Origin of the sequence: Anaerobiospirillum sp. NML120449 (genome assembly GCF_023051105.1) — a bacterium.
Taxonomy (GTDB): Bacteria; Pseudomonadota; Gammaproteobacteria; order Enterobacterales; family Succinivibrionaceae; genus Anaerobiospirillum.
Genome location: NZ_JALKIL010000032.1, coordinates 26,395 through 52,720, shown reverse-complemented (window position 1 = coordinate 52,720; position 26,326 = coordinate 26,395). Strand labels below are relative to the sequence as shown.

Annotated in this window: 16 protein-coding genes and 1 tRNA gene; 10 read left to right on the top strand and 7 right to left on the bottom strand. The window is 53.0% G+C overall.

Features of this window, described 5'->3' with window-relative positions:
* Nucleotides 1-97 precede the first annotated feature (97 nt).
* Nucleotides 98-829, bottom strand: a complete 732-nt coding sequence (locus tag MXE41_RS09425) for a flagellin (protein ID WP_247100311.1) — start codon at nt 827-829, stop codon at nt 98-100.
* Nucleotides 830-1,258: 429 nt separating this feature from the next.
* Entirely contained in the window at nt 1,259-2,983 is a 1,725-nt protein-coding gene (locus MXE41_RS09420) for a proline--tRNA ligase (protein ID WP_246977629.1), read from the bottom strand.
* Nucleotides 2,984-3,722: 739 nt separating this feature from the next.
* Between MXE41_RS09420 and MXE41_RS09415 the strand changes: the two genes are divergently transcribed.
* From MXE41_RS09415 to mpl, 4 genes are all read left to right on the top strand, one after another.
* The gene (locus MXE41_RS09415) at nt 3,723-3,917 is read left to right on the top strand and encodes a hypothetical protein (protein ID WP_246977630.1); all 195 of its coding nucleotides are present in this window, start codon (nt 3,723-3,725) and stop codon (nt 3,915-3,917) included.
* Between the two features lie 381 nt (nt 3,918-4,298).
* Nucleotides 4,299-4,454 carry a hypothetical protein gene (locus tag MXE41_RS09410; RefSeq protein ID WP_247100310.1) on the top strand — a complete coding sequence of 52 codons (156 nt, stop codon included), beginning with the start codon at nt 4,299-4,301 and terminating at the stop codon, nt 4,452-4,454.
* A gap of 78 nt (nt 4,455-4,532) precedes the next feature.
* Nucleotides 4,533-5,657: an FAD:protein FMN transferase gene (locus MXE41_RS09405; RefSeq protein ID WP_247073841.1), complete on the top strand. Its 1,125-nt coding sequence runs from the start codon at nt 4,533-4,535 to the stop codon at nt 5,655-5,657.
* 321 nt (nt 5,658-5,978) lie between these two features.
* Nucleotides 5,979-7,352 (top strand): UDP-N-acetylmuramate:L-alanyl-gamma-D-glutamyl-meso-diaminopimelate ligase, encoded by a 1,374-nt coding sequence (mpl, locus tag MXE41_RS09400; RefSeq protein ID WP_247100309.1) that lies wholly within the window; start codon nt 5,979-5,981, stop codon nt 7,350-7,352.
* A 245-nt stretch (nt 7,353-7,597) separates the two neighbouring features.
* Here the strand turns inward: mpl and MXE41_RS09395 are convergent, their stop codons facing one another.
* Nucleotides 7,598-8,869: an O-acetylhomoserine aminocarboxypropyltransferase/cysteine synthase family protein gene (locus MXE41_RS09395; RefSeq protein WP_247100308.1), complete on the bottom strand. Its 1,272-nt coding sequence runs from the start codon at nt 8,867-8,869 to the stop codon at nt 7,598-7,600.
* 1,216 nt (nt 8,870-10,085) lie between these two features.
* Here MXE41_RS09395 and MXE41_RS09390 point away from each other — a divergent pair.
* The gene (locus MXE41_RS09390; RefSeq protein WP_247100307.1) at nt 10,086-10,511 is read left to right on the top strand and encodes a hypothetical protein; all 426 of its coding nucleotides are present in this window, start codon (nt 10,086-10,088) and stop codon (nt 10,509-10,511) included.
* 2,112 nt (nt 10,512-12,623) lie between these two features.
* Here the strand turns inward: MXE41_RS09390 and MXE41_RS09385 are convergent.
* Nucleotides 12,624-15,485 carry a valine--tRNA ligase gene (locus MXE41_RS09385; RefSeq protein ID WP_247100306.1) on the bottom strand — a complete coding sequence of 954 codons (2,862 nt, stop codon included), beginning with the start codon at nt 15,483-15,485 and terminating at the stop codon, nt 12,624-12,626.
* A gap of 1,374 nt (nt 15,486-16,859) precedes the next feature.
* Between MXE41_RS09385 and mltG the strand changes: the two genes are divergently transcribed.
* The 5 genes from mltG to lptG all read left to right on the top strand — a co-directional run bounded on the left by mltG (nt 16,860) and on the right by lptG (nt 24,055).
* Nucleotides 16,860-18,110: an endolytic transglycosylase MltG gene (gene mltG, locus MXE41_RS09380; RefSeq protein ID WP_247100305.1), complete on the top strand. Its 1,251-nt coding sequence runs from the start codon at nt 16,860-16,862 to the stop codon at nt 18,108-18,110.
* 465 nt (nt 18,111-18,575) lie between these two features.
* Entirely contained in the window at nt 18,576-19,211 is a 636-nt protein-coding gene (gene tmk / locus MXE41_RS09375) for a dTMP kinase (protein WP_246977636.1), read from the top strand.
* A gap of 439 nt (nt 19,212-19,650) precedes the next feature.
* Entirely contained in the window at nt 19,651-20,811 is a 1,161-nt protein-coding gene (locus MXE41_RS09370) for a DNA polymerase III subunit delta' (protein ID WP_247100304.1), read from the top strand.
* 682 nt (nt 20,812-21,493) lie between these two features.
* Entirely contained in the window at nt 21,494-22,726 is a 1,233-nt protein-coding gene (gene lptF, locus MXE41_RS09365) for an LPS export ABC transporter permease LptF (protein WP_247100303.1), read from the top strand.
* Between the two features lie 258 nt (nt 22,727-22,984).
* The gene (gene lptG, locus MXE41_RS09360) at nt 22,985-24,055 is read left to right on the top strand and encodes an LPS export ABC transporter permease LptG (RefSeq protein WP_247100302.1); all 1,071 of its coding nucleotides are present in this window, start codon (nt 22,985-22,987) and stop codon (nt 24,053-24,055) included.
* 189 nt (nt 24,056-24,244) lie between these two features.
* Here the strand turns inward: lptG and MXE41_RS09355 are convergent, their stop codons facing one another.
* The 3 genes from MXE41_RS09355 to MXE41_RS09345 form a co-directional block, all read right to left on the bottom strand.
* Nucleotides 24,245-24,523, bottom strand: a complete 279-nt coding sequence (locus MXE41_RS09355) for a hypothetical protein (RefSeq protein WP_246977640.1) — start codon at nt 24,521-24,523, stop codon at nt 24,245-24,247.
* 649 nt (nt 24,524-25,172) lie between these two features.
* A tRNA-Leu gene (locus tag MXE41_RS09350) sits at nt 25,173-25,259 on the bottom strand.
* Between the two features lie 452 nt (nt 25,260-25,711).
* On the bottom strand, nt 25,712-26,197 hold the full coding sequence (locus MXE41_RS09345) for a hypothetical protein (protein ID WP_247100301.1): 486 nt from the start codon (nt 26,195-26,197) through the stop codon (nt 25,712-25,714).
* Nucleotides 26,198-26,326: the final 129 nt, after the last annotated feature.

The window sequence follows — 26,326 nt, the reverse complement described above, 5'->3', positions numbered from 1 at the left end:
CATTTAACTGCCATACAAGTTGTATTTTAGACATAAAAAAACTACCTCGAGGGTAGTTGCTTATAAACGGCTTATATATGCGGTTTTCTGGCAAGGGTCAACACCATAGGGGGTGGCGATTGTTTTGTATTGCACCTAGTCCAGCGCGCTGACCATCAACCTTGGCAATTACTGAATCAATTTCAGCAATTAGCTTGCTGGCATCGTCCGCTGTAGCAAGGGTAAAACCAGCAGCTTTATCCCATAGCGCATTACCACCTGCAGCGCCTGCAACAAAAAGCTTCGACATAATTGTGGCCTCGACCTCAAAGTCGATGGTGTCACCCTTGTTTGCGCCTACTTGCAGGGTCATTTTGCCTTTTACATCATTACCGGCAGCTGGCTTTGTATAAATAGAATCATCGTTAGCACCGTCAAGAACAGTCTTACCACCGAACTTGGTCTGACGGGCAATACGGGTAATCTCATTACCAAGAGCATCAGCTTCTTTCTTCAGGGCTGCGCGATCCTCAGCAGTATTGGTACCGTTTGCTGCCTGAACAGCCAGGGTACGAATCTTCTGCAGCATGGATGTGGTTTCATCCATGGCACCTTCAATGGTCTGAGCAAGGGCAATACCGTCGGAGGCATTGCGGTTACCCTGATTCAGGCCATTAATCTGAGTGGTTAATCGGGAGGATATCTGCAGACCAGCGGCGTCGTCCTTGGCGCTGTTGATTCTCATGCCTGAACTGAGGCGCTGGTATGTAGTAGTGAGCTGATTCTGTACGTTGTTTAGGTATCTGCGTCCGTTTAAGGAGCTGACATTGGTATTTACATAAACTGCCATCTATAACTCTCCTGAAGTGTGTATATTTAGCCTGAAATGGTGCCTGGGCCCAATTTCTTGCGCAGTATCCTGCATTATCAACTGTAACGGGACAGCAGTTGGTTATTAGACCGTTAACAGGCTGTCGATGCAAAGGCTGCAATATTATCTATATAGATACATGCGATAATAGTAAGACGCACGTATAAATGGGATCATTTGTGAGATCGTTTCCTTATTAAGAAATAAAGTACCTGATGAGAAGTGGGCCATAGAGGAGCGCAGTGACGCCATTATCTCTTTGAGAGGTTACTTTAATTCTGTGTTTACCTGCTGGAAACAAAAAGCCCCGCAGGGCAAGGCTTGCAGCCGTTGCTGTGCGGGGCTTTGTTGCAGCTTAATATCCAGGGGCTGTCCTGGAGGCAGGCCCGGGATTGATTTGTTGCCGGATTAGCGGTTGATTCTGGCCTTGATGGCGTCGAGAATCTGGTCTGCAGGGATGTTCTCGCGCTCGCCGCTGCGGCGGTTCTTGTATTCGATAATGCCCTGGCCAAGACCCTTGGCACCGATAGTGATCACATGAGGGATACCGATTAACTCCATGTCGGAGAACATTACGCCGGCACGCTCATCGCGGTCATCGTACAGAACCTCAATGCCCTGGTCCTCAAGCTCCTTGTAGAGCTTCTCAGCCGCTTCGGCAACCTCAGGGGACTTGCCCAGACCAAGAGCGATAATACCTACGGTGAATGGAGCCATGGAGTCAGGCCATACAATGCCCTTGTCATCATGGTGCTGCTCGATGGCAGCAGCAACTACGCGGGTTACGCCGATGCCGTAGCAGCCCATCTCCATAGGGACAGCCTTGCCATTGGAGTCGGTAACGGTAGCGCCCATAGCCTCAGAGTACTTGGTGCCGAGCATGAAAACCTGGCCTACCTCAATACCCTTGCGCAGGTGCAGACGGCCCTTGCCATCAGGGCTTGGATCGCCCTCTTCAACATTGCGCAGATCAGCTACTTCATAGCCGGTGATGTCGCGGTCGAGGTTAACATTGATTAAGTGGAAACCATCCTCGTTGGCGCCGCAGGCAAAGTTGCTCATGATGTTGACGTTGCGGTCAATAATCACGCGGCCCTTGAAGCCTACTGGACCAAGTGAGCCTGGATGAGCACCGGTGAACAAGAAGATTTCCTCGTCGGTAGCAAACTCAACAGGATTGGCTACGCCCTTAATCTTGCCAGCCTTAATCTCATTTAACTCCTGATTGCCACGTAAGGCCAGCAGAATGAGATCATACTGGCCATTCTCATCAGGCTCGCCGCGTACAACGAGGCTCTTTAAAACCTGGTTTGCATCGAGCTTAAGGGCTGCAGCTGCCTCGTCAACGCTGTGGCAGCCTGGGGTGGCAGCCTTGGAGCAGGCTTCGCCTGGCTCACCACGGGTGCCCTGCGGAGCTACGGCCTCAGCCATTTCGATATTGGCTGCGTAGCTTGACTCATCAGAGTAGGCGATGGTGTCTTCGCCGGCATCTGCCAGAACCTGGAACTCGTGGGAGTTGTTGCCACCGATGGAGCCGGTATCAGCCTCTACAGCACGGAAGGTCAGACCAAGACGGGTAAAGATGTTGGTATAAGCATCGTACATGTCCTGGTAGGTCTTCTCGAGGGACTCGTGGTCAACGTGGAAGGAGTAGCCGTCCTTCATGATGAACTCACGGCCGCGCATTACGCCAAAGCGTGGACGTACTTCGTCACGGAACTTGGTCTGAATCTGATAGAGATTAAGTGGCAGCTGACGGGCTGACTTGATCTCATAGCGGCACAGAGCAGTGATGACCTCCTCGTGGGTAGGGCCCAGAACGAACTCATTCTGCTTGCGGTCATTGAGGCGGCACAGCTCAGGGCCGTACTTTACATAGCGACCGGACTCACGCCATAAGTCAGCGGGCTGAACCACAGGCATGGAAAGTTCGATGGCGCCTTTCTTGTTCATCTCTTCGCGAACAATGGCTTCCACTTTGTGTAGAACTCTCATACCGGTAGGCAGCCAGTTATAAATACCTGAGGCTACCTGGCGGATCAGACCGGCACGCAACATCAGACGGTGGCTGTCAACAACGGCCTCGACTGGATTCTCTTTTAAAGTTGCGAGTAAGTAATGACTGGTACGCATGGAAAAATAAAACCCTAAAGAAAAGATTGACCCCAAAGATAAGCAAGGCCAGTCCCTGTCTGGTCTGGTCGTAATGCTGTGCTCTGGACATGTTCTCAAAGGGCGTATCTTATGGAGTTAACAGCAGCCCGGGCTGCTGCATCCCTGAAAGATATGCCTTTTCAGATCCGCAGACATTATATGACCACTTTGCAGCTAAACCAAATCAATCAAAGTGAGCTGCCCTGACATACTGCAGCTCATATGTCCTGAGAGCCTGGTATGCTGCGCATACGGACACATGAGGTACTACTTCGCAGGCAGACTGGTTGCAGCACAGAGCGGGAACCTCTGCTGTGTCCGGGCTGATGCCGGGACAGCTGCAGGGCAGGTAATGGCGTGATGCTAAGTGAAGGACCTTATCCTGGGGATATGGCGGTGGCGTTGAGCTGTCATTGCGGAGTAATGACAATTCTTATCTGTTCTTTGTCGCTAAAAACGTGCTTTTTCCTTGAGATCAGGCGGTCACTGGTGTTAAATAGATGGTCAGCTGCCTGGACACATGGCAGCTGATAAATCTCTGCTCAATAGTAAGCTCAGGCCGGATAAAGCTTTTGGCTCGATCAGCTTGGTCAGGGATAGCGGGAGATCTTTTAGGATCACTGTTAATTTTCTATAGCTCAGGCTACTGAGGTGTTTTATGGTTTACCTGGTTTCATTCGGCATTTTTCTGGTTTTCGTTTTCTGCCTGGCAATGGGCATGATTTTCAAGAGAGGCGGTCTCAAGTCTGAAAGCGAGGCTCACGCCATTCTTGAGGGCCTGACCTGTGTCGCCTGCACCAACAGCTCCTGCGGCTTCCAGGGCCAGCAACGCAAGCCAACCAAGAAGTGCCTTAACGATACTGAGCACGAGAGCGCCCAGGGCAAGGACAATATCGCTTTCAAGCAGGTCTGATAAAGCCAGGGCAGCCAATGTACGGCAACGTTCTGCACCGTGCATCAAATGCCCGCAGTCTTACCGGCCCACAGGGCAGGGACTGCGGGCAATTTTTTTGTCAGCCTGGAAGCATGCATGTATCCCCATGCCTGGTGAAGTCCTGTTCTGAAGCATAGCGGTTAAGTCCTGGCCCGTGCCTGTTGCTGGCGTGGGGGCATGCAGTTACGATGCTCCATGTCCTGTTGGGCCATCCCGGATGAGGCTGGAATGGCTGGCCGGGCGGGGTAGATTTTTTTTGCGCTGTTTTGTGGCTCATTCGTGTTTATGGATGTTATCGGGAGCGCAAAATAACTTATATTTAGATGGATCGTGCCTTTATGGCTGATTTGTCTTTGGTGTATGATCGCTGCATATGCCAGTTATCCCGTATGGCTGGGTGATTCAGGCGCCTGGGCTGCTGCCGGGCCGGGCCTGATGATTTTGCGGCTGTTCGCTGTCTGCATGATGCCGTTGCAGGTGCAGGGGCGGGCGCTGGTAATGGTGAAAGCGCAGTAATGCCGGAGCCTGTCGTATTATGAACAAGCAGCCTGACCGGGCTGTGAGCAGTAACTGCAGAAACTTATTTTAAAGGGGATGATGGTGACTAAATTTAAGAAAGTACTTTCTCTTTCAGCTGTTGTTGCAGCCGCCTGTATGACCTTAAGCCTTTCTGGCTGCAAGGACCAGGAGCCTGACCGCCCAGCTGACCAGGTTACCGAGAAGTCCACTTCCGTAACCAAGATCGATGGCAAGACCTTTGGCACTTTCTACTACATCACTGTGCCAGGTGGCTATCCAGGCGGTGAAGAAACTCTGCGTAATGATGCCGAGTTCATCTTCAAGAAAGTATCTGATGCCATTTCCTCTTTTGACAAGGAAGCTGAAATTGCCCGCTTCAATGCCTTTGACAGTACTGAGGACTTTGTAATCTCAGGCTATCTGGCCGGCATTATGGAAGAGGTTATCCGCCAGTCCCGTCTGGTTGATCAGGCCATGGACCCAACTGTAGGTCCTCTGGTAAATCTCTGGGGCTTTGGTCCTCAGGGAGATATTAAGAAGTCCCCAACTGATGAGCAGATTAAGACCACCCGTTCCTATGTAGGCCTGGACAAGTTTGAACTGCGCCGTGCCGGTAATACCGCCTACCTGCGCAAGCACGATCCACGTGTGGCTCTGGACCTGTCCACCATTGGTGAAGGTCTGGCCGCTGATGAGCTGGCTGCCCTTATGGATGAAAAGGGCCTGACCAGCTACATGATTGCTGTTGCCGGTGCTATCCGTTCCAAGGGTGGTAACCCTGATGGCAAGCTCTGGCGTGTAGGCATTGAGGATCCTTTAAGCCAGGGTGCCCGTGTCTATCAGGTAGTCTGCCCTCATGACATGGCTATCTCCACTGCCGGTTCCTACCGCAACTTCTTCCTTGATGAAGAGACCAACAAGTTCTACTCTCACGTCATCAATACCAATACTGGCAAGCCAATTGACCACCGCACCGTATCTGTATCAGTACTGGGCCGCAGCGCCATGGTAACTGATGCCCTTGATACCGGTTTGCTGGTACTGGGTGCCAAGGCCGCTGTAGAGTGGGGCAATAAGAACGATATGCCTGTATACGCCATTGAAATTGACGAAAATGGCAAACAGCTGGCTACCTACTCACGTACCTTCGAGCCTTACCTCAAGTGCGTAGTAAATAACAATATCACTCCTGCCAAGTAAGACAGGACAGCTGAAGTTGCTGCATTTCCGGCGATTTTAGACGACAATAGAGGCCGGGTTAATACTTTGAGCATACAGCTTTGAGCATTACCCGGCTTTTTCATGCCCTTTTCAGGCAGAACGGCTGCCCCTGAGCTCTCGGCTCACAGGCTTGCAGATACGCTCTGTGGAGCCAGCCATATGCAGACCGTCATATGGTGCTCTCCATATGGTGACTGCCATCTGATGTCCTCTATATGGTGCTCGCCATATGGTCATCGCTATATGGTGCCACGCAGGGCGCGCGTTACCAGTTTGCCCTTTCAACACAGTCATACCATCATGCATATTCATATCTTAGGAATCTGCGGTACCTTCATGGGAGGTATTGCTCTTATTGCCAAGCAGGCAGGACATAAGGTTACCGGTTCAGATCAGAACGTTTACCCACCTATGAGCGATGAGCTGCAGGAGGCCGGTATTACCATCTACCAGGGCTATGATGCCGCCCAGCTGGATATCAGGCCTGATCTCATTGTGGTCGGAAATGTCATGAAGCGCGGTATGCCTGTAATCGAGCGTATGCTCGATGAACGCCTTAACTATGTGTCAGGTCCGGGCTTCCTTGAGGATCTGTGTCTGCGTTCCCGTACTGTACTGGCCGTCTCCGGTACTCACGGCAAGACCACCACTACAGCCATGCTCACCTGGATACTCGAATATGCAGGTAAGAATCCGGGCTTTCTCGTAGGTGGTATACCAGAGAACTTTGGCTACTCTGCCCGTGTGACCGACAGCGAGTTCTTTGTCATTGAAGCTGACGAGTACGACTGCTCTTTCTTTGACAAGCGCTCCAAGTTCGTTCACTACCACCCTAATATCGCAATCATCAACAATATTGAATTTGATCATGCTGATATCTTCAATTCCATTGAAGACATCAAAAAGCAGTTCCATCAGATGATACGCATCATCCCTTCCTCAGGTACCGTGATTTATCCGGCCGATGATGCCAATGTCCAGTCCACCATAGACAAGGGGCTGTGGGCAAAGCCTCTGGCCACAGGTTCAGATACCTGTCCTTATGTGCTGAGCATCGACAGTGCCGACGGCTCTGAGTTTTCAGTAAAGGACCGTGAGGGCAAAAAGCTCTGTTCAGTCACCATCAATGCCACTGGTCTGCACAATGCCCATAATGCTTTTATGGCCCTGCTGGCAGCCCATGAGGCCGGTGTTTCCTTTGAGGAAGGTGCCCGTGCCATGGCCGAGTTTAAGATGCCAAAGCGCCGTATGGAGCTGGTTGGCCAGATTGGTAATGTGCGTGTCTATGACGACTTTGCTCACCATCCAACCGCCATTGCCACCACAATTGACGGCCTGCGCAAGAAGATGGGCGAGCAGCGCCGCATAGTATGTGTTTTTGAGCCACGCTCCAACTCCATGAAGATGGGCGCCAACTCCGAGCTGCTCGGTCAGTCTTTCAGCGCTGCAGATGAGGTCTTTGTCTATCAGAATGAGGCCGTAAGCTGGGATATGAGCCGTCTGGTTACCGACTGTCCAAAGCCTCTGCACATCATCGATACCACCACAGCTGACCTCATTGACAGGGTAGTAGCTGCAGTTGATGACAACACTGATGTGATTGTCATGAGCAATGGCGGCTTTGAAAACGTCAAGGGCCGCCTGGTAGATGCCCTGCGCAAGGCCCGTGGCTGATAAAGGTCTGCGCAAGGGCCGTGGCTGCTAAAGCCCTGAAACTCCTGGCCGGCTGGCTGCGCTGCTGACAAGGTCAGCAGCCGTATCACTCGCAGCAGCCGGTGCTCAGTTGTCCACAATGAAAAAAGCAGGACTGAGTTCATTCTCAGTCCTGCTTTTTCTTTGGCCGGTCCGGATGGCAGCGCCCTCAGGGCATCAGCCATGCACCAGCAAGCCGCCAGCCCTTTGGGGGCGTCCCGGGCAGGTTAGACAGCTTCGAGGGCCTGACGCAGGTCTTCGATGATGTCACTGACATTCTCAAGGCCTACTGACAGGCGCACCATGCCAGCTTCGATGCCGGCGGCAGAGAGCTGCTCATCTGTGAGCTGGCGGTGGGTGGAGGAGGCAGGGTGCAGCACGCTGCTCTTGATGTCAGCTACGTGAACCTCAAGGCGTACCAGCTTGAGATTGTCGATAAAGCGGGCACCGGCATCACGGCCGCCTTTAAGCACCAGAGCGATTACACCTGAGCAGCCGTTTGGCAGATACTTCTGAGCAAGGCCATAGTCAGATGAGCCGGCCAGACCTGGGTAAGATACAGACTCGACTTTGTCATTGGCAGACAGGAAGCGGGCCACCTCAAGGGCATTGGCGCAGTAGCGCTCCATGCGTAAAGGCAGAGTCTCCAGGCCCTGATTGATGTAAAACGCGTTTTGCGGGCTCTGCAGACAGCCAATGTCACGAATAAGCTGGACACGGGCCTTGACTATGTAAGCAGCTCTTCCAAAGCTCTCGGTATAGACACAGCCATGGTAGGAGGGATCGGGCTCAGAGAACTCGGCGAACTTGTCCTTGTGGGCGCTCCAGTCAAAGTTGCCCGAATCAACAACCACACCGCCTACGCTCAGGGCGTGACCGTCGATGTACTTGGTGGTTGAGTGCATGACAATGTCAGCACCAAACTCAAATGGACGGCACAGATAAGGGGTAGCAAGGGTGTTGTCCACAATCAGAGGTACGCCATTTGAGTGAGCAAGGTCGGCTATACGGCTGATATCAAGAATACGGGTGGACGGATTGGCAATGGTCTCGGCAAAGACAGCTTTGGTATTAGGGCGGAAGTACTTACTAAGCTCCTCATTGCTCAGACTCCCGTCAACAAAGGTTACCTCGACGCCAAAGCGCTTGAGGGTAACGGCCAGCAGATTGATGCTGCCGCCATAGATATTGGAGCAGGCCACCAGGTGATCGCCGCTGACACACAGATTCATGATGGCCAGCATGCAGGCGGCCTGACCTGAGGAGGTACAGATAGCGCCTACGCCGCCTTCAAGTTCGGTTATTTTCTTCTCAACAGCATCAACAGTAGGGTTGGCAAGACGGGAGTAGAAAAAGCCTGCAGACTTGAGGTCAAAAAGAGAGGCTACTTCATCGGTTGAGGTATAGGTATAAGTGGTGTTCTGATAGACAGGGAATACGCCTGGCTCACCGTTTCCAGGCTTATAGCCTGCATGCAGACATTTGGTCGCGAACTTCATTTTCGTTTCCTTTTGATCGCAAATTGCACATTGCCCGGCAAGATTGTGCACAGCTGCTTGCAGAGCTAAAAGAAAAACAGGCCTCAGGGCCTGAGAGAATCCAGCTCTATTAATATAGGACAGTTGCCCCTTATGTGGGGCCTTTTTAGCTCATTAGCTGACTCTTTGCACCAAAATCAGACCACTACTATGGCCCTTGCTCAAATTAGGAGCACATAACGCCCCACAGTGCAGCCATCCGCCAGCAGTCCACAAAGTCGCCTTGACTGCACACAGCACAGCAGCCGCGCTGTGCGCAGGTGTGGTCTCTGGGGCTGATGGAACAGTGGGACATCAGGGGCAGCAATGTTGCTCTGCAGCTATGCTGACCTACAGCCCGGTTGCGGCCTGCAGCTATGCTGACCTACAGCCCGGTTGCGGCCTGCAGCCTGTTGCATGCAGAGGTGTGGCACAGCAGGCCAGGGACAGTCAGCTGCCTGTGTCAGGATGTGTGACATGGCATCTGGGGATTGGTCGCGGGTATGGATTTAAGCTGAGGTCAGCTATAGCAGGCAGGCCTGCTGTTGGGGCAGGTCTGGGGACTATGCCTGCTGCTGTTGGAAGGTACATTTGCACGTGCACGCCAGGAGGGCTCATGGGGGACGGGTCTGCTTTGTGTTCAGGCAGCGCAAAGCGCCTGGGACCATGGGGCTCAGCAGAGAGACTGGTGTCTAAGGGGGAGGTTTACTTGTACGGGAGGGGCAGGGGCCTGGTACTGAAAGAAATGCAGGTCCTGAATCAACATGTGAGGATGCGAGCACATTGCCGGCTCCTGGCCAGCGCCCTGTCTGGGGCTAATGTGCTCGGACAATTTACTGAAAGTGGCTCTAACATAGCGCAAAATCTGATGGTTTTCTAGCCAAACATGAATTTATCTGCAATTTGCACTGATATAAGAGGTGTTACGGGGAAATGCGCCTATATAAGGCATTTTGCTGTTTCTTGCTCCAGAGCAAAATATAACAAAGAAAAAAGCCTGGTACTCCTAATGCATTACTCATTGTGACGTTATATCATGACTGTTACTGTCGTCGATGACCGGTGTTTACTGATAACCTCAGGCTTCATTTTGAATGGATGCTTCATTGATGACCTGAAGCTTCTTTGTGACTGGATGCTTCATTGATGACACGGTAATGTCGCCCCTGAGCGGCAGATAATGATGGAGGTAATCTCAATGGCCCTGAAGTTCAGATCACTGTGCATAGCCGCCGCTGCCGCCGCTTTTGTCGTGGCTGGAGTCTGTTCACCAGCTGTGGCTGACGGCACTGCTCAGCGTGTGACTCCGACCAATCCCTGTGCCCTGTATGCTCAGCTCAGGAAAGATGCCTCTCCTGATGTAGTCAAAGTGCAGATTCTGGGCGTGCAAAACGGGGTGGCCGGCGTGATGATTCTTGGTCTTGCCCGCAGAGTAAATGTCAGCCTCAACGGCGTGGACATGCGCCTGAACAAGGTTCACTCCCAGCAGATAGTCTGTGGTCGTGAGGCCATTGGTGAGCTCAGTGCCTATGATCTCAGCGCAACTGGTATGGATGCAGGTTACTTTCAGGTTCAGGCCGACACCATTGTTGAGGGCCAGTCTCTGGTTATCCGTCAGTATTAATTGCGCTTTCAGGCCCCCCATTCGGGCCGGTAATGGCAGCGCATTAGCGGCCGGTGAAGCCTGCGCAGCTGTGCTGCATCGCACCGCACAGCATCGCGCTGTGCTGCTGCACTCCATCGCGCAGCAGCTCCACCCATAAGCAAAAGGCAGTATTGCTCATCAGAGCGATACTGCCTTTTGCCTTTTCCGGGCTGGTGCACATAAAGGGGCAGGCTGAAGTGTTGACGGCTTAGCCTGATTAGCCTGGGGCTGCGGTTGAGACCGGCTGTTTATGTGGAGCATACTCTGGCAGTCTGTTGCTGATAAGACTGGGCAGATGCGCAGCGCCAGGCTGCGTTGCCTGCAGGGAGCTGATTATGAAGCCATTGCCTGACTGTATGAGAGCTCCCGTACAGGTAAGCTTTCTGAATAGGAAAGATTTATAAGCATGGTACAGACTTTTCTGCCGTTGAGAGCATTCAGCAGCCAGGTGATCGGCCAGAACAGGGACCTTGTTTGAATGCCTGGATGGCAAGGGCCTGGTCTGCCCGTCAGGGACGGAGCCCGGGCCTTGCCTTGCATAGCCTGGCTTTGCAGGCATGGCGCTTGATTTTGCTCCTGTTGCAGACGCAGTGGCTGTTTATAAGTGTTTGTTAAGGGGCCGTCTGTGACGGCCGGGATTCAGGATTTACAAGCATGGAAGCCGGTTCAGAACGGCTGTGCAGGTCGAACTTAAGCCAGTATGGCGGTCTGGCAGCCAGGCCAGGGGCTACACTGTAGCTGACTGCCTGGCTGCAGGGCGACCTTTGTCCATTATCGCATCGAAAGTTCAACTGAACGTGCAGACATGTCTGTATGCAGCATCATAGCGCTGCATGTCTGCCGTATCTCTCTGCCTGGGTCAGAGGCTTTGTCAGTGCTGTTCTGAGCATATCCGGTTATACAACTAAAATTACAAATATCAATAATAACTTTGCGGCTCTCAAATCAGATAAGTCCTTAACAGGCTTAAGTGTGCATATTTTGATGAGAACCACGCATCAGGGCTGCCGCAGGCTGCCGGATAGCTGCTGATGGCCTGGCAGATGATGGCACGGAAGCTTGCGGTATGGCTGATGATATGACGGCATCTGACTGCTGGCAGTGCCGTTATGCTTATCAAACGAAAATATCAGTTTACATTATGCAGAAGGCTCATGTTGCAGCATGGCCGTACAAGGCGGCAGTCCTGACCCTCTCCATACTTATGGCTTTTAAGCAGGGGAGGTTTCTGCATATCATTCATACGCTCTCAAAGAGAACCTGTCCTTGAGGCATACCTCAGCCGGGCAGAGTTCGGCCTGAATGTTAAGCGTAATACCTCAGTAAATCATTGCAAAATAATATACTCAGCTCTTGCACTGAGACTGGCTGAAAATAATCGCTTTAACAGCTGCCACACTAAACACCTCAAGAGTGGCAGCACGAATTATTATCGAGGCAATACTATCATTTAGATACATGACAGGACAATATTTTTCGACACATGAAAGTACGTTTTTATCATGTTTTTTCGATATGTTGTCCTTATTTCTGACCGTGTAATACGTAACAGTTTATGATTGATGAGTATTGATACAGCAGACAAAACTCATCCTCAAATTCATATTAAATTTGCTCGCATGTGGCGGATTTATCCCAGGTTGATATTGGTAAACAGACAGATATTCACGGGAGTGTACTCACGAGATTTTAAGATAAAAAAATGCGTCACCCCCATATGAGGGTGACGCATTTTCTGTCTGTGACCTGAGTGATGCATGTTTACATGGACACCTGGTCATGTATCAAAAGTGATCAAACGGTTAGCTGTATCTGCCCTGTTAATGACCGTGCAGCTGCACAGTCCTGGCTTACAGCTGCAGATCACGGATGTCAGCATGCAGCAGTAAAGCGTTTGCGCAGCTACTGCAGTGCCCGCTGCAGCACCTGCCTGCAGTAAGCATCGTTATCCGGTGCTCCAGGCAGCGCAGACAGGCGCTCAGCGGCAGGCAGCGCAGACAGGCGCTCAGCGGCAGGCAGAGCAGCCCGGCGCTCAGCGCCAGGCCACACGCGGCCTGCCGGGACTCACGCTGACCGGTGACAGCCGGGTGCTTACAGACGGTTGAGCTCTTCCATCTGAGCCTTGATCTTGGCCAGCTGCTCCTTATTAAGCTCAACCTGGGCGCGGGCACCCTCAATGATGTTGGCTGGAGCGCGGGAGACAAAGGCCTCGTTCTGCAGCTTGGCCTCACCGCCCTTAATCAGGCCTTCAAGCTTGGCAGCCATTTCGCCCAGACGCTTGAGCTCGTCTTCCTTGTTGATGAGATCCTTCATAGGAATGAGTACCTCAGCCTTATCAAGAGGCTTGGATACGCAAGGAGGCAGGGTCTCGTCACCGACAAAGACAGGCTTTTCGATGTTGCTGAGCAGGGTGAGGTAAGCTGAGTAGTTCTCCACACAGGAGCGCTCAAAGTCACCGGCACCACGAAGCATGACGCTCAGAGTCATGGCAGGGCTGGCCTTCATTTCGGCTCTGAGGTTACGTACACAGGTAATGAAGTCACGGATCCAGCTGATGGCCTTTTCAGCCTCTTCATCACGGGCATAATCACCTGCACATGGGTAGGCGGCGGTCATGATGGTCTGGTCAGCGTTCATGCGATCAAGCATTGGAGCGGTCTGCTGCCAGATGGTCTCAGTGATGAAAGGAATGACCGGGTGGGCCATACGCAGGATGGCCTCAAGAACGTTAACCAGGGTGTAGGCGGTAGCGTCCTTCTGAGCCTGAGTGGCATTGTCATCCTTTAAGGTGGCCTTGGTGAACTCAAGGTACCAGTCGCAGTACTCGTTCCAGATAAACTCGTAGATAGTGGCAGCTACCTGATCGAAGCGGTAGTTGTTCATATGACCTTCTACGGTCTCAATGCAGCTGGACAGACGGGAGAGAATGTAGCGGTCAGCAAGTGACAGATCGCTGTCCTGTGGACGGGCGAGCTTTTCTGAAGTTACATTCATCAGTACGAAGCGGGAAGCATTCCACAGCTTGTTACAGAAGTTGCGGTAGCCCTCAAGGCGCTTCATGTCCCAGTTGATGTCGCGGCCATTGGAGGCAAGGGCGCATAAGGTAAAGCGCAGAGCATCGGTACCGTGAGGAGCTATGCCGTCCTTGAACTGCTTGCGGGTACGCTTGGCGATCTTCTCAGCTATCTGAGGCTGCATCATGTTGGCGGTGCGCTTGGCTACCAGATCATCAGCACTGATGCCGTCAATCATGTCGATAGGGTCAAGAACGTTGCCCTTGGACTTGGACATCTTCTGACCTTCTTCGTCACGAATCAGGCCTGTAACGTAAACAGTGTGGAAAGGAATCTGGGATGAGCCGTCTTCATTCTTGATAAAGTGCATGGTCATCATGATCATGCGGGCAATCCAGAAGAAGATGATGTCAAAGCCGGTTACCAGAACAGATGTAGGGTGGTACATCTTCATGGCCTGGGTATCATCAGGCCAGCCCAGGGTGGAGAAGGTCCACAGAGCGGAGGAGAACCAGGTGTCAAGAACATCAGGATCCTGAGTCAGCTCAACATCGGCACCGAGGCTGTACTTGCTGCGTACTTCCTCTTCGCTGCGAGCTACATAGACCTTGCCATCCTTGTCATACCAGGCAGGAATACGGTGACCCCACCACAGCTGACGGGAAATACACCAGTCCTGCAGATCACGCATCCATGAGTAGTACATGTTGGTGTACTGGGCAGGTACAAACTTGATGCGACCATCCTCTACGGCCTCCAGAGCCTCCTTGCCCAGGATTCTGGCACGAACGTACCACTGGTCGGTAAGCAGAGGCTCGATAGGCACACCACCACGGTCACCAAAAGGCTGAGACAGGGTGTGATCCTCGATATGATCGAGCAGACCAAGCTTCTCAAGGTCTGCAAGAACAACCTCACGGGCCTTGAAACGCTCGAGGCCGCGCAGATTCTCAGGGATGAAATCAGTAGTCTCGTCAGAGGCAATACCGTCGGTGTTGTAAACCTCGGAAGCGTCACGGATGCAGGCGTCCTCGGTCATGATGTTGACCATAGGCAGGGAGTGACGGCGACCTACGGCATAGTCGTTAAAGTCGTGGGCCGGGGTGATCTTTACGCAGCCGGTACCGGTTTCCATGTTGGCGTGTTCATCGGCGATCACTGGAATACGACGGCCTACCAGAGGCAGCTCGAGGAACTTGCCAATCAGATCGTTAAAGCGCTCGTCCTTTGGATTGATGGCTACGGCAGTATCACCAAGCAGAGTCTCAGGACGGGTGGTGGCTACCAGCAGGTAGTCCTTGCCTTCCTTTGTCTTTACGCCATCGGCCAGAGGGTAGCGGATGTACCACATGGAGCCCTTGACTTCCTTGTTCTCAACTTCGAGATCGGAAATGGCGGTGCGCAGCTTAGGGTCCCAGTTTACAAGGCGCTTGCCACGGTAAATCAGGTCCTCATCATAAAGGCGTACGAAAACCTCAAGCACGGCAGCACTCAGGCCCTCGTCCATGGTGAAGCGCTCGCGTGTCCAGTCTACGGAGTCACCCAGACGGCGCATCTGGCTGGTAATGGTGCCACCAGACTGCTCTTTCCACTGCCAGATGCGCTTGATGAACTCTTCACGGCCAAGGTCGTGACGGGTAATGCCTTCCTCGGCAGCAATCTTGCGCTCAACTACCATCTGGGTAGCAATACCGGCATGGTCGGTACCGCACTGCCACAGGGTGTTGTCACCCTTCATGCGGTGGTAACGGATTAAGGCATCCATAATGGTCTGCTGGAAAGCGTGACCCATGTGCAGAGAGCCTGTCACATTTGGAGGAGGCAGGGCGATGGAGAATGATGGTCGGGAGCTGTCGCCATTTGGCTTGAACAGGCCCTTTTCTTCCCAGTTCTGGTAAATTTTGCTTTCAAAATTTTCCGGTTGGTAGGTCTTATCCATTTCCATAGTAGATTTCTCTAAGATTCCTTTAGGCTGTGAAACAGAAAGCACCCTGGCTCAGTCCCCGGCCCCTGCCTCAGAACAGCATGTCTCTGACGGCTGCGACTGCATACCCCCATCTGGCTATGCCCGGAGGGCGATGCCCCCAGGCCCGCCCTCTGGGCGCGCCCTTGATGGCAAGGCAAATGAAGCCCTTGCCGCATGATGGTATCTGTCAGTCCTGCTGGCAGCGTTGCTGTTCTCAGGCCATGCCAAATTGTGCCCGGCTGAGTGGCGATGACGTCATCTGGCAGCTCACAGCAGCTCTGTGCTCAGCGCTGGCGCTGCTTTACGATCTGTCATCAGGCAGTTCACACTTTGGCATGTCCTGGTATGCCTGCAAGGTCAGGCTTTACTGGTGGCGTCCATAACTTTACTGTTGAGGTTCGCCCGGGGATGAGCTCGGTTTCAGATCGGCTGCATTGGCATTGGCCGACCCGCTTAAGCATAAATAGAGAATTGTACTCTAATTCAGGCCTGACTTTGGGATTTTTCATTTGTCAGGCGGGTAGGGGCCCGCCCATGCCGTCCTCCGCTTTGGCGGTATGTACTCCCGGCCGCAGCAAGCTCTTCAGTTTCAATATGTAGTTGCGTACGCAGCAGGACCTCAGTTGAAGTCACTATTTGCTGGGCTAAAGAGGCAGGGACACGCAGAATGGACTTTTACATATTTATGGGGCTGGCTCTGCATTTGTGGGGCTGGCATTGCAATGAGGAAATGAGGGACCGGTGCGATGTAAGGCGTGGTGTTGTGGGGAAAGGTGACTTACAGCAAGGAGCGGGCTGAGCAGTGACTGGTGGCCTTTGGTACTGTGATAAATGCCATCATAATGGGCTGCGGGATTTGACAAATTGGGGCACTGACTGTAGTTTGTGCCCTGTTTTTGCCTGCAAAGCTCTAATTTTTACAAATCAGGCGCAAAGATTCCGGGAAACAAACCGTTGATCTCTGCGCTTGCTCTTCACTGTCAGCAGCATCAAAAAGCCCAGGGGCAACTGCCCATGGAGCTTAATTGTGATAAATATGTGAGGGCATGACCGACATGTGCAAGGTGCAGATGTCGCGATCAGACAGGCATCGCCACATGGGTGGCATTTTTTGATCAGGCAGGGGCCATAGCTGTTTTTATGGCGCAGCCAGGGACTGACCATTGGGAATGCCCTGGGCTGGCAAGCAGCCTGCAGACCGGCAGCTGTCTACAGGGCAGGCGGCCATGCTGGCCGCTGCTGGCCACAGCAGATGTATGCCGCAGAGTTCGTGCCCATAATCAGGACGGGCACACAGGCAGGCTGGGTAACTGATCAGATTGTAGTAATTATATTAACGAGGCAACTATGGGATATGAATCAAATCAGGAGGCTATGCTCAGGGCACGCAGGCAGGCAAGGGCCGAGTTCAACCGGCTCAAACAGCTTGAGCGTGAGCAGAACCCGCATATTCCACGGGAGCACAAAAGAGGCATAGGATTGTTTCGCATTTTCCTCGTCCTGATTCTCCTTATGGTTATGGGAGTCGGCGGTGTGGCCTTCTGGGGCTACAAGCAGCTGGACGTTATTACAGCAACCGTAATTCCTGCAAGGGAGGAGCCGTACAGGATTCGCCCTGGCTCAACTTTATCCTCTGTAGTGCGTGACCTCACAGGAAATGCCTACCACCGCTATCTTATCAGCGCCTGGGTAAGGCTGCATAATCACGAGTACCCTGTCATTCAGAAGGGTGATTACCTTATCGATGGTGTAAAAACCCTCCCTGAGATTCTCACTGACATGGCCCAGGGTAATGTGATCAAGGTCAAGCTGCCCGGCATGCCCCTGATTGAGGGTATGACCATTACCATGGTAATGCGTCGACTTGCTGCCAATAAGGACATTGCCAAAAAGCCGGAGCTTACTGAGATTCTGGCTACTCCTGATCTGTTCATGGAGGCGCTGCTCATAAGAAATAACAATGACACCTCCTTACTGCAGGCCATAGGTGGCAGCCATCCAACTCTTGAGGGTCTGCTCATGCCGGCCATTTACGAGTACGAGCCGGGCAAGACCACCGATCTGGAGCTCATTGCCAAGGCCCTTATCAAGATGGCTAACTTCATGCGCGAGCGTTACATAGAGCGCAATCAGGCTATCGACCAGGTAGTATCCACTCCTTATCAGGTACTCATTCTTGCCTCGCTGGTAGAAAGAGAAAGCTCGCTTAAAAGTGAGCGTGCCCTGATTGCCGGTGTCTTTATGAACCGCCTGCGCAAGGGCATGAGACTGCAGACTGATCCGGCTGTAATGTATGGTGTAAGCCCTGACTTCAAGGGACCACTGCGTCTGTCTCAGCTGCGCCGCGATACCCCTTACAACACCTATACCAGACGCGGTCTGCCTCCAACTCCTATTGCCATGCCATCTCCTGAGTCTATTGAGGCCGTGCTCAATCCGGCTCAGACTGATGCCCTGTACTTTGTAGCCCGTGGTCCGGATCCAAAGGAGGGTCACATCTTCTCAGCTACCCTGCAGGAGCATAACGCTGCCGTTAAGCAGTACCGCAAGGCTGTAAGTGACTACAAGAAGGAGCATGCTGAGGACGAAGGACAGTAGTCGTCGCATGCAGGCCCGGCTGGCCCATGGCAAAGCCCGCAGGTCCTTACCAGGATGCCCCATGGCAAAGCTCGCTGGTCCTGACCAGGATGGGCAAAGCCCGCAGGTCCTTACCAGGATGGGCAAAGACCGCAGGTCCTGACAAGGCTGGGCGTGGCTCACATGTCTTGACCAGGTGGGCGTGGCCCACATGTCATGACCACGGAGGGGGCCTGCAGGGCATGCCCTTCGGGGCGTGACTGGACCTGAAAACACAGGCCCTGAGCGCATCTGACACATGAGTTTGCAGGTGTGCTCAGGGCTTTTTGCTTTATCAGTACTTAATCAAAAGTTGTAATAATCAGGACATCACGCTGTGACGCTGTCATATCGGTGATATCATTTGCTGAATTTTGAGCAGGGCTGTACCCCGGGTGCCGGTCAGCTGCTGGCTGTTTGTTCTGATTTTTCCCCTGGAGTATTGCTATGCAACGCGGTTTTTTTATCACCCTTGAGGGTGGTGAAGGTGGTGGTAAGTCCACGCAGATTCCTGTTATCAAAGATTTTCTTGAGGGCAGGGGCTTTAAGGTTGAGTGTACCCGTGAGCCAGGCGGTACCGCTGTTGCCGAGCAGATCCGTTCCATTTTGCTAAACCCTGATCATGAAGAAAAGATCTGCTCAACCACCGAGCTGCTTTTGATGTATGCATCCCGTGCTCAGCTGGTAAACAGCAAGATTAAGCCTCTGCTTGAGCAGGGGACAGTGGTCATTTCCGATCGCTTCGACCTGTCGACCATTGCCTATCAGGGCTATGGCCGTGGCATGGATCTGGACCTTATTGGCCGTATCAGAGAGGTGGCCATTGGGGATTTCAACCCTGATTTAATCCTGCTTTTTGACATTGATGTCAAAGAGGGCATGATGCGCGCAGGCAAGCGCAGTGCAGCCGACCGCTTCGAGCAGGAGTCCCTTGATTTCTTTGAGCGTGTGCGTAAGGGCTTTACTTCCTACGCCAGTGCTCATGAAGACCTGGTCAAGGTCATTGACGGGGCACAGAACATTGATGGTGTCAGCAGCCAGGTAAAAAAGGTACTCTCCGATTTTATCGACAGACGCGGCTAGACCAGGCAGGTCCTGGCGGACAGTCGGCTGTGGCGGGCAGGCAGCTCTGGCGAGCAGGCCGCCATGACTGAGATGGCCAGGCAGCTGCACTGAGAATTTATACGTGCTCTTTGACAAAGGGTGGCAGAGGCCACCCTTTGTCATTACCGGGCAGCAAGGTCGTGCGGCCATGACAGGGCGCGCCAGGGGCGGCCATGGCAACGGACCATAGCAGGGCCCTGGCTGATACCTGGCCCATGCTCATGGCGGCATGCTTATGGTCAAACTGTAAGACAGGGAAGTGTTGATTTTTAATCTACTGTGCAGGTCCGTATAATGGCATCTGGCTGCATAAAAGCTTTATGTACTGTCGAATGCAGGCCATTAGCGGCTATAATCTTATGGATTTTTCCGCCTCAGACGCGGAAAAGGGATTTAATGGCACAGGCGGAGTATTTACATGTTGTTTTCCTGGCTTCAACCCTATTACCAGCAGTATCTGGCATCCTTAAGTCAGGGGCGTGCTCCGGCCTCAATTATTATCGCCGGACATCCGGGCCTTGGGGGACGTCATCTGGCTCTGGAAATTGCCCGTGCCTTTTTGTGCCAGAACCGCAGTCCGTCAGGACCATGCGGTCACTGCGTTTCCTGTCAGTCACTCAGCCGCTATTCAAGTTCCGACCTTAAGGTAGCTTACTGCTCCACAGCTGAAGAGGCAGGCAGCGATGCTGACTTCACTCATGACTGCTCGGGACTGATTGTTCCTCCTGAAGCTGCCCGCAGTACCCGTACCATGCGCATTGACACCATGCGTAAGGTACCCCAGTTTATCAATGAGTCGGCCGTAGGCGGCGTGGGCAAGGTCGTGATTATCGACGGCGCCGAAAAGATGACCACAGGCGCTGCCAACGCTATCTTAAAGACCTTTGAAGAGCCGGCCCCTTCTACCATGATTATCATGGTAGCCCGCAGCCTTGAGATGCTGCTGCCTACCATTCTTTCCCGTGCTTCCAAGGTTGTTATCCGTGATGTGCCCATGGAGCAGGCCATGGAGTACCTGCTCAACAGAGAAAATCAGCGTCCGCCGCTTATCAGGCGAGCCTTTGCTGACCCGGCTGAGCAGGAGGAAAAAGAGCGTACTGCCCTTGAAGCCTGTGAGGGCCTGAAAAGCCCTGTAACTCCCGAGCGTGCCGCCATTGCGCTGTCCTTAAGTTCCCTTGCTCCCCTTGAGGCCATGAAAATGCTGCTCTCAGGCGAAGACATCAAGGCCATTAACGTGGTGCGTACTCTGGTAGACGGCATTCACAGAGGCGATCCTTATGACGTGGAGCTTATCGACGGCCTCAACAAATTAAGCCGCACCATGCAAATCACCCTGCTCAGTGAGCTGGTTCTGGAGGTGCTTAAATACAAGGCCTGGGTGCCTGTTGAGCAGCTTCCTCTGATTTTGCACGGCAATGCCCAGATTCTCGAGCGCCTGCAGGGTGACCATCTTTTTGAGGCCGCTGATCTGCTGCGTCATCTGCAGGACAGACCAAACATTATTCCGCACCGTGCTCCTCATGCCCTGGTGCGCAGCTGGCTGCAGGCCTTTAAAAAGGATTTCCGGGCCCGTCGCTGACATCCTGGGCAGCGCCAGGGCTGCAATCATGACCTGCAGGGGTATGACCGCCTGGCCATCCCTGGCGGTGCCAGGTGGTTCCAGGGTTGCGCTGTGTTACTGTGAATTAACCAGGAAAGAGCTGGTAACATGGACAGGTTTAGCAACGAAGAGGGAGCGACCTCAGGGTCATCAGTTTTGGCTTTTCAGCGTTTTTGGCGTATTTTGACGATTTTGCTTTTATTTGGCGAACCAGTGACCTGTTTTGCAGGTCATAGTGTGGTGGCTCTCTGAGGATGTACCCTCATGCACCTCTGGCGGTTTGTGGAGTATCCGTCATGCAGGACACATCTGTTTGCTCAGAACCGGTTTCACAAGCGTCCCGGGCAACCATGGGACTTTCCTTTGGCACGTGCCGGGACTTGCCAGGTCCTGTTAATGGGCGGGCTATGGCCCGTTCAGAGCCGCTTACGGTGCGCTCATGAGCGGGACTTACGCGTTCAGGGCCGCTTACGGTGCGCCCATGAGCAGGACTTGCCCGCTCATGGACGTGCCTTACGCGTCCATGGGCGTGCCGGGCCTTTGTATGGCCTTAGCATGTACTGAGGCTGTTTACGCTGGTTAATGGCCAGGCAGACGAATTTTCAAAGCATCACTGCTCAGGGCGGCTTGCTGCCTGAGGTTTGATACGGAAGACCAGACAGTGCTTTTAGACAAATACATCTTTAAAGAACTTTTAAAATCTCAGCTGGTAGTGCTGCTGGTGCTTGTAACAATTTTCGCCGGCCAGAGTATTGTCAAGCTCATGACTGAAGCCGTGGTGGGTGGTCTTCCTCCACGCCTTATTGCCATGTTCCTGCTCTACTCCCTGCCTGAGTTTCTGGTCTACCTCTTGCCCCTTACCCTTTATGTGGCCATTATCATTACCCTGGGCCGCATCTGTACCGACTCGGAAATGGTGGTCATGCGTGCCGTAGGCTACTCGCCAGGCCGAATCATGATGGTAGCCATGATAATGGGCCTTGTCAGTGCAGTGGCAGTGGGCTATATCTCCATGGTGCTTACCTGGAAAGCCGCCGATGCCCGCTATGCCATGGAGCAGCAGGCGGCCAATGATCCTGAATTCCTTCCTATAGACAGTGGCAGATTTGTAAGCTTCGGTCAGTTCAATATTTACGTGGAAAAGCTGGTCACCCGTGACTCCCAGACCAGGGACGTCAATAATATCTACGTTATTGATGACCACTCCATTACCGTAGCCAGTGAGGGCCATCTTTTTGTTGATGAGGACGGCGTACGCTGGCTGGAACTGAGCGACGGCCGCCGCTATGAATATCCTGCCGACGGCTCTTTCCGCAAAGCTGAGTTCAGCTCCTTCCGGGCCCCGGTATCGGCCAATATCACCGACGAGACCCGTCAGGGCCGCTCCATTGCCCGTACCTCCACCATGGATCTCATTGCACGTGTTGACGGGGTGCGTGAAAAGGTTGAGGTACAGTGGCGTATTATCCCGATTTTAACCACTCTGGTTATGTGCATGGTGGCCGTGCCTCTTTCCATGGTCAATCCCCGTCATGGACGCTTTGCCCGTCTGATGCCGGCCATTTTGATCTATGTGGCCTACTATCTGTTCCTGATGTCGACCCGAAACTTTGTCATGACAGGTGTGCTGCCTCTTTATCCTGGCATGTATGCCGTACCTGTGCTCTTTTTAATGCTGGTAGCCATTCCGCTCAACCTGCCAAAGGCCCACATCAAGCATATCAGGCACAATCGCCGAAAGAATATGGCCGCTGCCCTTGCCGAGGTGGCCGCAACCTCACGCAAGGCCGACGCAGGCTTCTGGGGAGACAATGGTAAAGAGTCATCTGACCATGCAGGCTCCGCAGCTGGCCGATCAGAGAACAGCAACCCGGACCGTAAGGACGGGCACTGATGCCTGGTGCAGCCTCCAATGCCAGGTAAAGCACTGATGGGCTGTGTGGCCAGTGATATCCGGTGTGGCAACTGGTGCCAGGGAAAGCACTGATGGGCGGTGTGGCCGCCTATGCCAGGTAAAGCACTGACCATGAGGCATAATGCCCCCGGTGCAGCAAATTAAAGACCCCTCGGTCGCAGCAGCGCCATTGTGGCGGTGCGTGACAGTAACAGGGCACAGGACGAATACTCAAGGCGCGCAAGAGGACAGTCAATAATGTTTGGCGTAATCGATCGCTATATTGGCAAAACAGTACTTATCTTCATCCTGCTGACTACAGCAGTGCTTACTGTTATTACAGCCATCATTACCTTTATTGACCAGACCCGTCATCTGGGCAATGGCAATATCGACTTTCTCTTCCTGCTTTCGTACATTGCACTGCGTACGCCTACCATGCTGGTAATGATTTTCCCGGTGGCCGTGCTTATTGGAGGTGTAGTGGGCCTTGGTCTGCTGTCCAAAAACTCCGAGCTCATTGTCATGCAGAGCACGGGCATGTCCAAGACAGCCATCATTTTAAGCTCCTGCAAGATGATTATCCCTCTGGTAATTCTGGTAAGTCTGGCCGGTCAGACCATAGTGCCCGAACTGCGTCAGTTTGCTGAAGATCGTTTCAATTACGCCAGCTCTGAGGGCCGTGTGTCGCGCACTGGCAACGGTATCTGGATTCGTGAGGGAGACAGCTTTGTTTTTATCAGAGCTGTCATGTCTGACAGCTCCATACGAGATATCAGCCGCTTTGACTTTGACGGTACCCGTCTTATCAGGATTTCCAATGCCCAGGCAGGTTTTTACAATGCTCAGGACCGCAAATGGGATCTGCGCGATATCAGCAGCCGCAGCTTTGGAGATAAGAAGATCACCCTCGACAGTCAGGAGTCTGTACAGTGGGAGCTCTACCTCAACCCTGAGCGCCTTGAGATCTTCAATCTCAAAAACGATCAGCTCTCAGTGCCTGAGCTTATCGACTACATAGAGTATCTGGAGTCCAACAGTATCGACTCCCAGCGCTACCGTACCGTCCTTTATCAGAAGTTCACCCTGCCTCTGGCCATGATAGTGATGCTTATGCTGGGAGCCTCAACTGTATTCGGCTCGCTGCGCTCAGTGCCTATGTCCCTGCGCGTACTGCTGGGTCTGTCCATGGGCTTCAGCTTCTATCTGTGCAATGAGATTGTGCCGGGCTTTACCTATCTTATCGGTCTGCCACCGGCCATAGGCGTACTGGTGCCGCCGGCTGCCTTTATTCTGCTCTCACTGTACCTGCTCAACCGCAAGGTCTGACACTCCTGGCCGTGCATCAGTGCGGCTCAGCAAGGCAGCGCAGCACCGCATCAGCACGGCAGCAGCTCAGCTGCTGCCCTGAGGACAGCGACCTGCTGCAGCCTATAAGCAAAGAGCCACCATTGAAGAATGGTGGCTCTTTGCGTTGATGGGGCTGCATGGCCTCAGGCCGGCCCTTACAGCTGACGACTAATCATCATCATCATCGTCATCATCACGGTCGTAGCGGTCATCGTCGTCGTCGTCATCATCATCGTCATCGTCGCCAAAAAACTGGCCATTACCAATGGTGATGCCGTTGTTGTCAATGCTGAAGTTGTCTCCCTTATATTCCCACTTAAAACCCTGTGGGCCCTCAGCGCTCAGTGACATGCCACCTGATGGAAACAGGCTGAATGCCCATGCGCTCCCAATGGAGAAACAGCTTAACAGCAGAGCAAATAATGCGGTGCCTAAATACCTGATCATAAATCAATCCTCAGAGCTTACAGTTGAGCTCGTATTAGTTATCAACCCCTCAGTACTGCTCATGGGCATGGGCTAAGCTATGGCCATGGCTCTGCACAACCAGGCGCCTGGCGCCATTTTGCACGCGCCTTGCGCCTTGTCATGCCTGATTCGGCCATGGTCCTGGACCTGGCCAGGCTCCTGGAGCTGAACATGTGGCTTGTCATGCCCGATGCGGCCAGGGGCCTGGAGCTTGCCTGGGGCCTGGAGCTGGACAGGGGCCTTGTCATGGCCATGGCGTTCGCCCATGGATCCGCCTGAAGGTGGATGTGGCCGGGCCAGGCCTTGCCATAGTGCTTTGCCCTGAGATAAGTACCGGCATAGCAGGGGCTTGTTACAGTGTGCCTGTGGTCGCTAAACCAGAAAACAGATAGCGCACTGAATCAGGAAAATCACTGGTGTAATCCTTATGATTCTGACTGGTATCAATACTAAAAAACGAAAATTAGCCCAGACACAGTTATCGGCATTTGGCTGCGCTGCGGTGCATGGCATATGCTCCATATGTGAGCTCACTCGCATTACTGGCCCGATTTCAAGGCCGTATGTCTGTTGTGCTAGATACAACATATGGACAAATTAAAAGCTCACTTAAGAGCTTTGCAATTGCTGGTGCCAAAGATGGGGCTCGAACCCATACACTATTTCTAGCGGCGGATTTTGAATCCGCTGCGTCTACCAATTCCGCCACTTTGGCTGTGCGGAGCCCATTTTACAAAAGGATACCTTTACTTGTCCAGTGATTTTGCAGAGTGCACCGCGCTCACCTTAAGGCGCACAATCAGCCTGTAAATGGCCTGCAGCGGCCTTGGGCGTGCCTTTGCTGCCAGTCAGTGGCGCGCCAGCCTGGCAACACGCCAGTACACAGCATGGCGCTGCTGAGCGCCTGCCCTGCCCCCTTGACTTGCTTTGATGTGAACTCTTAAAGACAAAAAGAACTGCAGGCTCTTCAGCAGTGCTGCAGCGGGCTGCATGGCGGGGTTGCTGTGGCTTTGATGCTTCAGGCCTTTTTGGCCTGGTGTGCGGCAGGCCTGCTACGTGCAGGTGCACGGCGGGGCTGTGCAGCTAAAATAAAGCAGCCGGGGCCCTGTGGGGCACCCGGCTGCGTAGTCAGGGCCGTCAGGCCCATTTGAGACATGCAGTTTGTTGCTACATGGAGCTCATAATCATGTAGAAAGCACCCGTGATAAATACACAGGCAATGGCTACCACCAGAAGCTGCATTACCATGCGCTGATAGGCAATACCAAGGAAGAAGAATGAGAACATCAGCAGGGAGCTGAAGATAATCATTGGAGTGCTTGGGAAGAGCGCAATCAGAGCGGTCAGCATTACAAACAGGCCGATGACGAAGAGAATCATGGAGCGACGTGCCTTCTTCTCCATCTCGGCTTTGGCCTTGGCCTTACGTTCCTGCTGAAGCTTCTTCTGCTCAAGCACCTTGTTCTTGGCGTTCTCAATCTTTTCGCGACGATCGCGCATCTTGGCTTCCTGCATATCACGCAGACTAGGAGTCTTACCAGTGCCCTGCTCAGGTGCCTTGGCGTCTGCTGCTGCCGGTGCCTGTTCCTGGGCCTGATTCTTGGCTGCTGCTGATTTTTTTCTGGTGGCGGCTGAAGCTTTAGTATTGGCCATGGTTAAAAGGTGCTCCTAAAGAGGCGAAAAATAAGTATTACGTGTCCGGAGGCACTGTCTGTCCTGAATCAAGGATCGTGCCATACCTGACTGGCAGAAATCCGGCGCAGTCTGGAGGCGGCTTACACG